This window comes from Bacillus sp. SIMBA_154, from assembly GCF_046536015.1.
Classification (GTDB): Bacteria; Bacillota; Bacilli; order Bacillales; family Bacillaceae; genus Bacillus; species Bacillus pumilus_P.
On sequence record NZ_JAWJBV010000008.1, the window covers coordinates 99,284 to 111,145 of the forward strand.

The 11,862-nt window shown below is 43.8% G+C and carries 11 protein-coding genes; 6 read left to right on the plus strand and 5 right to left on the minus strand.

The features are described from left to right. Nucleotides 1-127: 127 nt before the first annotated feature. Together R0K30_RS12835 and R0K30_RS12840 are read right to left on the minus strand one after the other, a co-directional pair. Nucleotides 128-1,417, minus strand: a complete 1,290-nt coding sequence (locus tag R0K30_RS12835) for an adenylosuccinate synthase (RefSeq protein WP_099728578.1) — start codon at nucleotides 1,415-1,417, stop codon at nucleotides 128-130. A gap of 200 nt (nucleotides 1,418-1,617) precedes the next feature. After that, nucleotides 1,618-2,217, minus strand: coding sequence for a TetR/AcrR family transcriptional regulator (locus R0K30_RS12840; RefSeq protein WP_410611059.1), 600 nt, complete (start codon nucleotides 2,215-2,217; stop codon nucleotides 1,618-1,620). Nucleotides 2,218-2,353: 136 nt separating this feature from the next. On the opposite strand from R0K30_RS12840, the gene R0K30_RS12845 reads away from it, so the two are divergent. Further along, a complete protein-coding gene (locus R0K30_RS12845; RefSeq protein WP_410611061.1) occupies nucleotides 2,354-3,559 on the plus strand; it encodes a cytochrome P450 in 1,206 nt (401 codons plus the stop codon). 34 nt (nucleotides 3,560-3,593) lie between these two features. On the opposite strand, the gene R0K30_RS12850 is transcribed toward R0K30_RS12845, so the two are convergent. From R0K30_RS12850 to R0K30_RS12860, 3 genes are all read right to left on the minus strand, one after another. Continuing rightward, on the minus strand, nucleotides 3,594-4,007 hold the full coding sequence (locus R0K30_RS12850; RefSeq protein WP_410611064.1) for a VOC family protein: 414 nt from the start codon (nucleotides 4,005-4,007) through the stop codon (nucleotides 3,594-3,596). 128 nt (nucleotides 4,008-4,135) lie between these two features. After that, entirely contained in the window at nucleotides 4,136-5,500 is a 1,365-nt protein-coding gene (gene dnaB / locus R0K30_RS12855) for a replicative DNA helicase (RefSeq protein WP_099728574.1), read from the minus strand. Between the two features lie 144 nt (nucleotides 5,501-5,644). Continuing rightward, entirely contained in the window at nucleotides 5,645-5,863 is a 219-nt protein-coding gene (locus tag R0K30_RS12860; RefSeq protein ID WP_410611067.1) for a hypothetical protein, read from the minus strand. Nucleotides 5,864-6,407: 544 nt separating this feature from the next. Between R0K30_RS12860 and R0K30_RS12865 the strand changes: the two genes are divergently transcribed. From R0K30_RS12865 to R0K30_RS12885, 5 genes are read left to right on the plus strand one after another with little or no spacing between them, the layout of a single operon-like run. Then, on the plus strand, nucleotides 6,408-7,286 hold the full coding sequence (locus R0K30_RS12865; RefSeq protein WP_410611069.1) for an alpha/beta hydrolase: 879 nt from the start codon (nucleotides 6,408-6,410) through the stop codon (nucleotides 7,284-7,286). 7 nt (nucleotides 7,287-7,293) lie between these two features. Next, on the plus strand, nucleotides 7,294-8,079 hold the full coding sequence (locus R0K30_RS12870; RefSeq protein WP_410611071.1) for a 2,3-dihydro-2,3-dihydroxybenzoate dehydrogenase: 786 nt from the start codon (nucleotides 7,294-7,296) through the stop codon (nucleotides 8,077-8,079). A gap of 26 nt (nucleotides 8,080-8,105) precedes the next feature. Beyond that, nucleotides 8,106-9,287, plus strand: a complete 1,182-nt coding sequence (gene dhbC / locus R0K30_RS12875) for an isochorismate synthase DhbC (protein WP_410611073.1) — start codon at nucleotides 8,106-8,108, stop codon at nucleotides 9,285-9,287. A 23-nt stretch (nucleotides 9,288-9,310) separates the two neighbouring features. Continuing rightward, nucleotides 9,311-10,930, plus strand: coding sequence for a (2,3-dihydroxybenzoyl)adenylate synthase (locus tag R0K30_RS12880; protein WP_410611075.1), 1,620 nt, complete (start codon nucleotides 9,311-9,313; stop codon nucleotides 10,928-10,930). Nucleotides 10,931-10,949: 19 nt separating this feature from the next. Next, complete coding sequence (locus R0K30_RS12885) at nucleotides 10,950-11,858, plus strand: isochorismatase family protein (protein ID WP_249704730.1); 909 nt, start codon at nucleotides 10,950-10,952, stop codon at nucleotides 11,856-11,858. The last annotated feature ends 4 nt before the right edge of the window (nucleotides 11,859-11,862 follow it).

An 11,862-nucleotide genomic window follows, 5' to 3' on the forward strand; every position in this document is an offset into this window, starting at 1 on the left:
ATCATATTTTGGTAATTCCGGGAAGTTTGGTAATTCCGGGAAGTCCGTTCTATTGAATTTAAGGAATATTTAAACAAAAAAACACCAGTAAAATGTGTGATTTTACTGGTGTCTGATCTGTCTACACTTATGGACGGTACACGCTGCGGACAACGTTCGTTTGTGAACGGTCTGGTCCGACTGAGAAAATAGAAAGTGGAATACCTGTTAATTGTGAAATGCGCTCTAAATAGTGGCGGGCATTTTCAGGCAGTTCACTTAAATTTTTCACGCCTGTAATATCCTCGGTCCATCCTGGCATTTCTTCGTAGACAGGCTCACATTTCGCTAATTCCTTTAGACTTGCTGGGAATTCTTCTGTGATTTCTCCGTTCAATTTATAAGCGACACAGATTTTCAATGTCTCAATCCCTGTCAGTACATCGATTGAGTTCAGAGATAAATCTGTAATACCGCTCACACGGCGGGCATGACGGACAACAACACTGTCAAACCAGCCAACACGGCGCGGACGTCCAGTTGTCGTACCGTATTCACGGCCAACTTCACGGATTTGATCGCCAATTTCATCATGAAGTTCTGTTGGGAATGGGCCATCTCCAACACGTGTTGTGTAAGCTTTTGATACGCCGACTACATGTTGAATTTTCGTAGGTCCTACGCCAGAACCAATCGTCACTCCTCCAGCCACTGGGTTAGAGGATGTCACAAATGGATATGTCCCTTGATCGATATCAAGCATAACGCCTTGTGCCCCTTCAAATAGAACACGGCGGCCTTCATCTAGAGCATCGTTCAATACAACAGACGTGTCCACGACATATTTTTTCACTTGCTGGCCATATTCATAATACTCGTCTAAAATATCTTCAATTTTGAAGCCTTCTGTGTCGTACATTTTCTCTAAAAGACGATTTTTCTCTTCTAGATTACGTGCAAGCTTCTCTTCAAATACTTCACGATCTAATAGATCTGCGACGCGGATTCCGACGCGAGCTGCTTTGTCCATATAAGCTGGTCCGATTCCTTTTTTCGTCGTACCGATCTTATTAGCCCCTTTCCGCTCTTCTTCTACCTCGTCCAATTTTAAATGATAAGGCAGAATCACATGGGCTCTATTGCTGATTCTGAGGTTCTCTGTACTCACATTCCGTTCGTGAAGATACGCAAGCTCAGTGACCAACGCTTTAGGATCAACCACCATTCCATTACCGATGACACAAGTTTTCTCTTTATAAAAAATACCGGACGGAATGAGGTGTAGCTTGTAAGTCACTCCATCAAATTTGATCGTGTGACCTGCATTGTTTCCCCCTTGATAACGGGCAATCACCTCTGCATTTTCTGAAAGGAAATCGGTAATTTTCCCTTTCCCTTCGTCACCCCACTGCGTACCTACTACGACTACTGAAGACATATCGTGCACCTCCGTTAACCTTTCAAAACGTTATCTCTTTCAAACACATTTATTTTATCAATGCAAAACGAAAAAGTCAACGCTAAATCCGAACATTAGTATCTCGAAATCAAATTTTGTTCGCTTTAAATGTGAGGAAAAGCGCTTTAATCGCTTCTTCCACGCTTGAAAAAGGAGATTTTGAGCAAAAACAACTGTTTTTATCGATTCCTGCTTTGTTCATGATTTTCAATCAATTGAATCATCGAGCTTGCCATGAAGTCAGGTGAATACGGTCTCCCTGTCCTCAGCCACCATTGAGCGGTTCCAACATAAGCAGAAATCACAAATTGCTTCTGCATGTCGAGAGGAACGTGATGCGGGTCAGGCTTTGAACCCGTGACCTCCTCTAACCCCAAAGAAAAGCTTTCCTCAAAAAAAGCACTGGCTGTCTGATAAATATTAAGCTCTCGCCCTCTTTTCAAGAGAATCTGATACTCCTCTTCATGTTCCTGCAAATGCTGATAAAATCGAAAAATATACACATATGCTGCATGGTCTGCCTGCCAATCCTCTTCTTGTACAGGAGCAAAAATAGCAGCTTTCATCACATCAAACATCTCATCCACGACTTGCTGGGCAAGATCAAACTTATCTTCATAATGCTGATAAAAGGTGGTGCGATGAATGCCTGCCTTTTTCGTTAAATCATGTACGGAAACCTTTCCCCATTCCTTCTCTCTTAATAAATGAAATAACGCTTTTCTTAATTGATGCTTTGATTCAGTTGCTCGCTTATCCCCTCTGTAGCAGTCCGCCACAAGCCGCTCTCCCCTTCCCATTTTCTTCAACAGATTTCGTTTTTCTGTTGGTTGAATCCTATCGGCTGATGAATTAACTTTAATCTAACACAACGAAAAAAAGGAATCATCTGACAACCCATAAGGAGTGATGATCATGGAAACAGCAACACCAAGTGCCGTGCAAAAAGCATTATTAAGAGGGAAAAACAAGCAGGACCCGTATAACCCGTTTGATTGGTATGCCAAAATGCGTAAGGAATCGCCTGTTCATTTTGATGAAAACAGCCAAACATGGAGTGTGTTCACATATGATGAAGCAAAACGCGTAACTATTGATAAAGATACCTTTTCTAGTCAGCCTCCTAAAGACCAGCGGAAGCATTCTCTAATGAAAACAATGGTGATGATGGACCCGCCAAAACACACGCGGATCCGCTCCATTGTGAGCAAAGCCTTTACACCTCGAGTGATGAAATTGTGGGAACCCCGTATTCAAGAATTAATGGATGAACTCATGGCGCAAATAGATGGGAAAGAAGAAATTGATCTTGTTCAAGACATCTCCTATCCGCTTCCTGTCATTGTCATTGCAGAGCTTTTAGGTGTGCCGTCAGAACATAAACAATCCTTTAAAGAATGGTCAGATATTCTGGTTAGTATGCCTAAAAGTGAAAATGAAGAGGATGTAGCTGAATGGCAGAAAACACGAGATCAAGGCGAAGCTGACATGATGGCATTTTTTGCTGACATCATCGAAGACAAGCGTCAGCATCTCGGTGATGATTTGATTTCTCTTTTAATTCAAGCTGAGGAGAATGGAGACAAGCTGTCAGCGGATGAATTAATCCCTTTCTGCAATCTTCTCCTTTTAGCAGGCAACGAAACGACCACCAATCTGATTTCCAATATGATCTTTAGCTTGTTGGAAAAGCCGGGGGTGTATGAAGCGCTCGCTCAATCACCTGAGCTCATCCCGCGCGCTGTGGAGGAGGCCGTCCGTTTCCGTGCACCAGCACCTACAATCGTCCGTTATGTCAAAGAGGACACAGAGCTTGGAGGGAAAACGTTGAAAAAGGGAGACAATGTCATTGTTTTTCTCGCTTCTGCCAACCGGGATGAGCGCCAGTTTTCAAACGCACATGAATACGATATACACCGCCATCCTAATCCTCATATCGGCTTCGGCCACGGCATCCACTTCTGTCTAGGCGCACCACTTGCCCGCTTGGAAGCATGTACTGCTATCAAGGCCTTATTGGACCGATATGAGTCACTAGCGCTCCTCTCCTATGTGCCGATGACAAACAGCGGCATGTATGGACTGAAAGAGCTGAAGCTGCGCGTCACACCTCGCTCATAACAGAAAAGACTCCCACCAAGCATGGGAGTCTATTTTAAACGGGGGTAATTCCTTCTGTGTTCATGAGCACAACTCGGTATCCATCTGGATCTTCAATGGTTGCCCCTCCTCGATCCCAGTATGGGTTCGTAGAGGTGACATGCCGTCCGCCAAATGAGATCAGTCTCTTTTTCATCTGCTGAAACTCCTGTTCATCAGGAATATAGAAAACAAGCAGCTGTTCTGGATGCGGAACGGGCAGGCCCTCTTCTTCTTCATGTTTGGTGATTTCTAAATGAACATGCTGGTGAGGAAGTCCGAGCATCACACCATCATACCCTTCATGCTGATCAAATGAGCCTATTTGTTTGAGCCCTAAGCCTTCTTCATAAAAGGAAACAACCTCGTTCATGTTGGCTGTTGGACGTGCGATGCGTAATTGAGCGGCTTTGAACTGTTGAAATTCCATCTGTCATCACTCCTTTTCTCCTTTTAGTATACGATCTCTTTTTCTCTCTCTCCTCCTCATTTCGGCTGTTTTTCAGTCATTCTTTCGATGTAGATGGATCAAAAAAGCCCAGCTTCTTGAGCTGGGCTTTAAGCACCGGGCGGAACACCCGTATCGTCAAATCTTCTTTCCAGGTTGACGAATTTGTTATATTCTTTGACGAACGCCAGTGAAACCGTACCAACTGGACCGTTACGCTGTTTGGCAATAATGATTTCAATAATGTTCTTATTCTCTGATTCTTTGTCGTAGTAATCATCACGATAAAGGAATGCCACGATATCGGCATCCTGCTCAATACTTCCTGATTCACGAATATCAGACATCATCGGACGTTTATCCTGACGCTGCTCTACTCCGCGGGAAAGCTGAGACAGGGCAATGACAGGAACTTCAAGTTCCCTTGCCAGCGATTTTAAAGCCCTAGAGATTTCAGATACCTCTTGCTGACGGTTATCGCTTGATCGTCCGCTCCCTTGAATGAGCTGCAAGTAGTCAATCAGGATCATCCCAAGACCGTTTTCTTGCTTCAACCGGCGGCATTTCGAGCGAATTTCACTCACTCTGATCCCAGGTGTATCGTCAATGAAAATTCCACTGTTTGATAACGAGCCCATTGCCATTGTCAGCTTACCCCAGTCCTCTTCTGTCAGATTACCGGTTCTTAGGTTCTGTGCATTGATATTTCCCTCTGCACAAAGCATACGCATGACAAGCTGCTCAGCACCCATCTCTAAACTAAAGATGGCGACACTTTCGTCTGTCTTCGTCGCGACATTTTGTGCAATGTTCAATGCGAAGGCTGTTTTCCCTACCGATGGACGAGCCGCTACAATAATCAAGTCATTTCGCTGGAAGCCAGCTGTCATCCGGTCAAGCTCAGAGAATCCCGTTGGAATCCCTGTGATATCGCCTTTTCGGTTATGAAGCTGTTCAATATTATCATATGTCTGAACAAGAACGTCCTTAATGTTTTGGAAAGCTCCTGAGTTTTTACGCTGCGCCACTTCCATAATGGTCTTTTCAGCATCACTCAACAGATCCTCTACTTCATCCTCACGCGTATACCCATCCTGTGCAATAGTTGTTGCCGTGCGGATCAGACGTCTTAAAATTGATTTCTCTTCTACAATTTTTGCATAGTATTCGATGTTTGCGGCAGTTGGGACAGAGTTCGCAATATCGGTTAAATACGAAATCCCGCCTACCTCTTCTAGTAAATCTGTATTGGCAAGTTCAGAAGTCACCGTGACAAGATCGACCGGTTCCCCTCTATCACCAAGTACAAGCATCGCATTGTAAATCTTTTGATGCGACATTCTATAGAAATCCTCTGGAATTAATACCTCAGAAGCGAGCGTTAGCGCAGACGGTTCTAAAAAAACAGCACCTAATACGGCCTGCTCGGCTTCTATATTTTGCGGCGGCAGCCGGTCATCGAGAAGTTCCGTCATGCCAAGCACCGTCCTTTCATAAAAAAATACGCTACTCATCATTTTAACATTTTCATCAATAAAAAAGTGAAAAACATCGACTATAGTCAAAATTACCATGTCGATGTTTCATTGAACAGTGTATTTTTTTAAAAAGAGGAAGTGTCAGTGGTGGTTTTGCTGGAGGGCGTGGTGAAAGAGGAGAACGGTGATCATATCGGTGGCCCGCTGGTACAAATCCCATTCTTCATAGACCGCAAATGTCATCCGTATTTCATGTAGTGCTTGCTTCATTTCATGATATTCCTCCACTGTAAATGTATTTTTCAGTTTGAACTGATTTTCAAGCAGTTTCAGCCTCAGCTTTCCTAACGGGGTTTTCATTCTGCCTACATTCCCTTCGATCTTGTCTTCCTAAGAAAAGTGAAGTGATTCCTATTGTATATGAATATACGCTTTTTCTTTAAATAAATGGTGAGATATTGTCACCAGATTTTCACAAACTGCCCTTCTTGTTTCCTAAAAAAACAAATAGGTCTATAAGCTTATTTTTCTCTAAAATTACTTCGAGAAGAAAAACCTATAATTTATTCATCAATACAACAGAAATAACAGTGAATATTCCGAGGAAGTAAAGATTTTTGACGCTTCTCCTCCTTTTGATTGTCATGGTCTGGAATTCCTCATTCCCAATAATTTGTTAGTAAGTTAGTCCTTTATTTACTGAATATTTGCATTACATCGTCAATTATACAACTTAGTGAACATTTGACTTCATAATTGATAACCATTATCATTTGACTTGCTTGCGTGATAATTGAGAATCATTTTCACTTGAAGGACCCAATCTTCAATCTCTATACTCATCCAACATCCGCAAGCTTTTATTATCATAACGGGGTCAATTTGAGGAAGGAGATTGTCACATATGTCCAAACGTCCTGAAGGAATGGGTACTAAGGATTCTCTTTTCGGAGAAAGCCGTCCTTTTTTTATACCTGGGACGGAGCAACTGGAAATCACAGCACACCCATACAGACTTTTTATATTTAAACCGAATACTACTCCTCCTGCGACTGGTTTTCCAGTCATGTACGTGCTTGATGGAAATTCACTTTTCGGCACAATGGTCGAAGCACTTCGTCTACAGTCAAGAAGACCTGACAAAACAGGTGTCGTTCCTGCCATCATTGTTGGAATTGGCTATCATACAGAAGCGCCCTATCATCCACTCAGGCATTATGATTTCACTCTTACAGGTCCTGACGCATCCATTGAAGACAAAAGAAAGGATTTCTCCACCTATACATATGGGGGGGCCGATGCTTTCTTTTCATTTTTAGAAAAGACTGTAAAGCCTTATATCGAGCAACGATTTCCAATTAATCGGGGGCGTCAAACACTTTTTGGGCATTCTCTTGGCGGTCTTTTTGCATTACACACACTATTTGAGCACCCTGATGCTTATCAGACATACATTGCTGGCAGCCCTTCTATCCACTGGAACAAAGAATTGTTTCTAGAAAAAGAACAACAATTCACCAGCCGTATACGTCAGGTGCCTAAGGATGTACGGCTGCTTGTTGGTGTGGGTGAGTTAGAAAAACACCACCCATGTCAAATGAATGATCATGCACAGTCACTAGCAAACCGCATGCTGCCTTTATCCTCATATGGCTTGCATTCCGCCTATCACGAGTTCCCTGAAGAAGGACATACGTCAGTTTTACCGGTACTGATGAATTACGCTTTTCGTTTTGCACTCTATCATGATCCATTAACAACCACAGACATGAAAGAAAGGTAGTGAACACATGAAATATAGTGGTCTATCTCAAAAGATTGTGCTTATCACAGGAGCCGGACAAGGTATTGGACAAGCAGTTGCGCAAAGACTAGCCGAAGAAGGTGCGATCATTGCGGCAGTTGATGCAAATGAAGATCAACTGCAAAGCACTGTTCAACAAATGAACGATGAAGGAATACACGCCTTTGCCTATCCATGTGATATTAGCGATCAAACTTCTGTTCAACATGTTGTCAGCCAAATTGAACAGCAGCTTGGACCCATTTATTTACTGGTCAATGTAGCAGGCATTCTTCGAATGGGTTCTATTGACCAGCTTCGAGCAAACGACTGGGAACAGACCTTTGCAGTCAACACACATGGTGTCTTTTACGTATCTCAAGCTGTCTCCAAATACATGATAAAAAGAACAGAGGGAGTCATTGTGACCATCAGCTCTAACGCCGGTGGCATTCCTAGAATGAATATGGCTGCCTATGCCGCTTCAAAAGCAGCAGCTACTTCCTTTACAAAAACACTTGGATTAGAGCTAGCATCCTACGGAATTAGATGCAATGTCGTCTCTCCTGGCTCTACCGCAACACCTATGCAATGGGCGTTATGGTCTGATGAACAAGGTGCAGACAATGTGATCAAAGGTTCATTAGAGACGTATAAAACCGGTATTCCTTTACAAAAAATCGCTGATCCTCAAAATATCGCTGATGCAGTACTCTTCTTTGCATCTGAGCAAGCCAGTCACATTACGATGCAGAATCTGACGATTGATGGTGGCGCAACACTCGGAATCTAGCATTTCATCAAAAAGGAGGCCTTTTCATGAAACATTCATTATTGTCGACAGAAGAAAAAGTACAGTTGATCCAAGACTATCAGCCAGGCTCTTTTTTCCTTGCTTCCCCTAAACGCACGATACTGGCAGAAGGGATCTTCCAGCATATTGAAACCAATCAGCTAAATGAACTATCCAAAAGGGTAGCGCACGTATTTGACGCTGCCAAACAAGCTGGTATTCGAACACCGATTGTTGCAGGTGCTGTTCCGTTTGATCCGGCGCAACCGGTTCGCTTAAGTGTTCCAGCCCACGTGCAGTTTAGTGATCCACTCGAATTTCATCAAGGTGATGAGAAGACGGAAGTGGCAGCTCCATCCTATGAGGTGACACCTGTCCCCTCTCCAGATGTCTACATGAATGGTGTGAACGAAGGGTTAGCTAAAATTGAGAAAGGAGAGCTTAGCAAAATCGTACTCTCTCGATCTCTCCATCTCAAATCAAATCGAGAAATGAATACGAAAGCAATACTCGAACGACTTGCTCGTCATAACACGACTGGCTATACGTTTGCTGCAAATGTAGCTGATCCGAAATCTTCCCAAGAGCGAACACTTCTTGGCGCAAGCCCTGAGCTGCTTCTTTCAAAGACTGGTTCATCTGTTATTTCCAATCCACTCGCTGGTTCTCGGCCACGCAGTTCAGATCCAGTAGAAGACCAGCGCCGTCACGATGAACTACTTACTTCAGCGAAGGATTTACACGAACATGCAGTGGTTGTCAATGCTGTCACTAAGGCGCTCGCTCCTTACTGTCATACACTAAATGTGCCTGCATCACCATCAGTCATACAAACAGAAACGATGTGGCATTTATCTACTGTCGTAAAAGGTGAATTAATAGATGCAGGAGTGTCTTCAATTGATTTAGCACTTAGCCTTCATCCAACACCCGCAGTATGCGGAACACCTACAGCAGATGCACGTGCAGCAATCCAAGCGATTGAACCCTTCGATCGAGGATTTTTCACAGGAATGATCGGCTGGTCAGATGAAAATGGTGATGGTGATTGGATTGTCACCATTCGTTGTGCAGAAGCTGAGGGTCACTCCCTTCGCCTATTTGCTGGTGCAGGAGTGGTCAAAGGATCAAAGGCAGAAGAAGAGCTAGCCGAAACATCTGCAAAATTCAACACGATGCTTCATGCTATGGGCATCCATCATCTATAAAAATACACAGGAGATGACAAAACATGTTTGTTCAACCACCTACATGGCCAGACGAATTTGCAAAACGCTACCGTGAAAACGGCTGTTGGCGTGGAGAAACCTTTGGCGGTATGCTTCGTGCACGCGCCGCATCGTTAGGGAATAAAACAGCGATTACATATGCTCATACGCACTTGAGCTACCAAGAACTTGATGAGCGCGTCAGCAGTCTTGCCGCCGGTTTTCATCAGCTTGGTATTCAAAAGGGAAGTCGAGTTGTCGTTCAGCTTCCTAACATTCCGGCTTTTTTTGAAGTCATTTTCGCTTTATTTCGAATCGGTGCTTTACCCGTCTTCTCGCTGCCATCTCATAGAAGCAGTGAAATCACGTATTTTATTGAGTTTGCCGAAGCAGACGCATATGTCATTACAGATATCGACGGCGGCTTTGATTATCGATCACTTGCACGTCAAGTGAAAGAAAAGCTTCCCTCTTTGCCTCATGTCATTGTTGCCGGGGAAGCTGAAGAATTCCTTGCCTTGGATGATCTGCGCAAGGACCCAGCACTTGATCCTCAAATTCATGTAGAGGCAAGCGATATTGCGTTTCTTCAGTTATCTGGAGGCAGCACAGGCCTTTCAAAGCTCATTCCTCGCACACATGATGACTATATTTATAGTCTTTGGAAAAGCAATGAGGTGTGCGAACTCACACAAGATAGTGTGTATCTGGCTACACTTCCAGTTGCACACAACTATCCATTAAGCTCGCCTGGAGTCCTTGGGACGTTATACGCAGGCGGAAGAGTTGTTCTTGCACCTGGCTCAAGCCCTGATGTAGTCTTTCCACTCATTGAAAAAGAGCGTGCGACCATTACCGCTGTGGTCCCACCTATCGCATTGATTTGGCTAGAGGCCGCTCCTCATCGATCAGATGACTTATCTAGTCTTAAGGTTTTACAAGTCGGTGGTGCTAAATTAAGTGCAGAGGCAGCAAAACATGTTATGCCTGCCCTTGGATGTAAGCTCCAGCAAGTTTTTGGCATGGCAGAAGGTCTGGTCAACTATACCAGATTGGATGATCCTGAACATGTCATTATTCATACACAAGGACGTCCGATGTCTGAATATGATGAGGTACTAGTGGTAGATGATGAAGACAAGCCAGTCCCTAATGAAGTAGCAGGACACCTTTTGACAAGAGGGCCCTATACAATTCGTGGCTACTATAAAGCCGTTGAACAAAATAAAAAAGCCTTTACACCCGATGGCTTTTACAGAACAGGTGACATCGTGCGATTAACCAAAGAAGGAAATGTTGTTGTAGAAGGCAGAGACAAGGATCAAATCAATCGTGGTGGCGAAAAGGTGGCCGCTGAAGAAGTCGAAAACCATTTACTTGCGCATGCTGACATTCATGATGCCGCCATGGTGTCCATGCCGGATCCGTTCCTTGGTGAACGCTCATGTGCCTTTGTGATTGCGAAAGGCAACAGCAAACCAGCACCCGAGGCGTTAAAGTCATTTCTAAGAGAACGCGGACTCGCTGCCTATAAAATTCCCGACCGCATTGAATGGATCGATGCGTTCCCACAAACAGGTGTAGGCAAAGTCAGTAAAAAAGCATTAAGAGAATTAGCTGCAATCCATACTGCCAACGCATAAAAAAAGAGGAGTGAAAACCATGGCAATCCCTACTATTCCTGCGTATCCAATGCCGAGCACACAAGATTTACCCGAAAATAAAGTGAACTGGATACCGGATCCGAATCGTGCTGTTCTGCTGATACATGACATGCAGCAATATTTTTTAAATGCATTTCAACACGATTCATCACCGATCACAGAGTTAGTTCAACATATTGAACAATTACGTGATACATGCAATGAACTTGGAATTCCAGTCGTTTATACAGCTCAACCTGGTGACCAAGACCCAAAAGATCGTGCCTTATTAACGGATTTTTGGGGACCTGGACTTGGTGATGATGAAGCATTGACAAAGATCATTGATCAGCTCGCTCCATCTGAAGCAGATACAGTGCTGACAAAATGGCGTTATAGTGCATTTAAAAAATCCAAGTTTTTAGATATTCTCCGAGAAGATGGGCGAGATCAACTGATCATTACTGGCGTATATGCACATATCGGCTGTATGCTGACAGCCGCAGAAGCATTCATGCTCGATATTGAAACCTTTTTTGTCGCAGATGCCGTTGCTGACTTTTCACTTAAGCATCACAAAATGGCGATGACCTATGCAGCTGAGCGCTGTGCGGTAACCACCACAACAGACCAGATCATTTGTCGTTTAACAGGACAGGAAGCAGACGGTGATGACCTATCCTTTGATTCAATCCTTCACCAAGTAGCTGAGTATCTTCAAGTCGAGCCGGATCAAATACCGCTTGACGAGAATCTCGTCTACCTAGGTCTCGATTCTATTAGAATGATGAGCCTAGCGGAAAAGTGGAGGCAGCAAGGAGCGGCAGTCAATTTCGTTGAGCTTGCAGCAAATCCAACGCTCGCTCATTGGCGAACCCTTCTTTTCCCAGAAAAACAGCCATCTATCCCAAATATCGATTATTTGTAAAGGA

Excerpts from the sequence above, each read along its gene's own strand:
- R0K30_RS12835 (WP_099728578.1), bottom strand. The coding sequence starts at position 1,417 with ATGTCTTCAGTAGTCGTAGTAGGTACGCAGTGGGGTGACGAAGGGAAA.
- R0K30_RS12850 (WP_410611064.1), bottom strand. The coding sequence starts at position 4,007 with ATGGAATTTCAACAGTTCAAAGCCGCTCAATTACGCATCGCACGTCCA.
- R0K30_RS12870 (WP_410611071.1), top strand. The coding sequence starts at position 7,294 with ATGAAATATAGTGGTCTATCTCAAAAGATTGTGCTTATCACAGGAGCC.
- dhbC (WP_410611073.1), top strand. The coding sequence starts at position 8,106 with ATGAAACATTCATTATTGTCGACAGAAGAAAAAGTACAGTTGATCCAA.
- R0K30_RS12885 (WP_249704730.1), top strand. The coding sequence starts at position 10,950 with ATGGCAATCCCTACTATTCCTGCGTATCCAATGCCGAGCACACAAGAT.
- R0K30_RS12860 (WP_410611067.1), bottom strand. The coding sequence starts at position 5,863 with ATGAAAACCCCGTTAGGAAAGCTGAGGCTGAAACTGCTTGAAAATCAG.
- R0K30_RS12845 (WP_410611061.1), top strand. The coding sequence starts at position 2,354 with ATGGAAACAGCAACACCAAGTGCCGTGCAAAAAGCATTATTAAGAGGG.
- dnaB (WP_099728574.1), bottom strand. The coding sequence starts at position 5,500 with ATGACGGAACTTCTCGATGACCGGCTGCCGCCGCAAAATATAGAAGCC.
- R0K30_RS12880 (WP_410611075.1), top strand. The coding sequence starts at position 9,311 with ATGTTTGTTCAACCACCTACATGGCCAGACGAATTTGCAAAACGCTAC.
- R0K30_RS12865 (WP_410611069.1), top strand. The coding sequence starts at position 6,408 with ATGTCCAAACGTCCTGAAGGAATGGGTACTAAGGATTCTCTTTTCGGA.